This is a genomic window from Klebsiella sp. 141161 (assembly GCF_050600815.1).
Taxonomy (GTDB): domain Bacteria; phylum Pseudomonadota; class Gammaproteobacteria; order Enterobacterales; family Enterobacteriaceae; genus Klebsiella; species Klebsiella aerogenes.
In genome coordinates this window covers 1-701 of record NZ_JAQIRN010000023.1, presented here as the reverse complement: position 1 = coordinate 701, position 701 = coordinate 1, and the positions used below count along the sequence as shown (strand labels likewise).

Annotated in this window: 1 rRNA gene; it reads right to left on the bottom strand. The window is 53.9% G+C overall.

Annotated elements, in window-relative coordinates:
• Nucleotides 1-12: 12 nt before the first annotated feature.
• A 23S ribosomal RNA gene (locus tag PGR79_RS23800) occupies nt 13-701 on the bottom strand; the annotation flags it as partial.

Genomic DNA, 701 nt, shown 5'->3' with positions numbered 1-701 from the left:
CTTCGGCGTTGTAAGGTTAAGCCTCACGGTTCATTAGTATCGGTTAGCTCAACGTATCGCTACGCTTACACACCCGACCTATCAACGTCATCGTCTTTAACGTTCCTTCAGGAGACTTAAAGTCTCAGGGAGAACTCATCTCGGGGCAAGTTTCGTGCTTAGATGCTTTCAGCACTTATCTCTTCCGCATTTAGCTACCGGGCAATGCCATTGGCATGACAACCCGAACACCAGTGATGCGTCCACTCCGGTCCTCTCGTACTAGGAGCAGCCCCCCTCAATTCTCCAGCGCCCACGGCAGATAGGGACCGAACTGTCTCACGACGTTCTAAACCCAGCTCGCGTACCACTTTAAATGGCGAACAGCCATACCCTTGGGACCTACTTCAGCCCCAGGATGTGATGAGCCGACATCGAGGTGCCAAACACCGCCGTCGATATGAACTCTTGGGCGGTATCAGCCTGTTATCCCCGGAGTACCTTTTATCCGTTGAGCGATGGCCCTTCCATTCAGAACCACCGGATCACTATGACCTGCTTTCGCACCTGCTCGCGCCGTCACGCTCGCAGTCAAGCTAGCTTATGCCATTGCACTAACCTCCTGATGTCCGACCAGGATTAGCTAACCTTCGTGCTCCTCCGTTACTCTTTGGGAGGAGACCGCCCCAGTCAAACTACCCACCAGACACTGTCCGCAACCC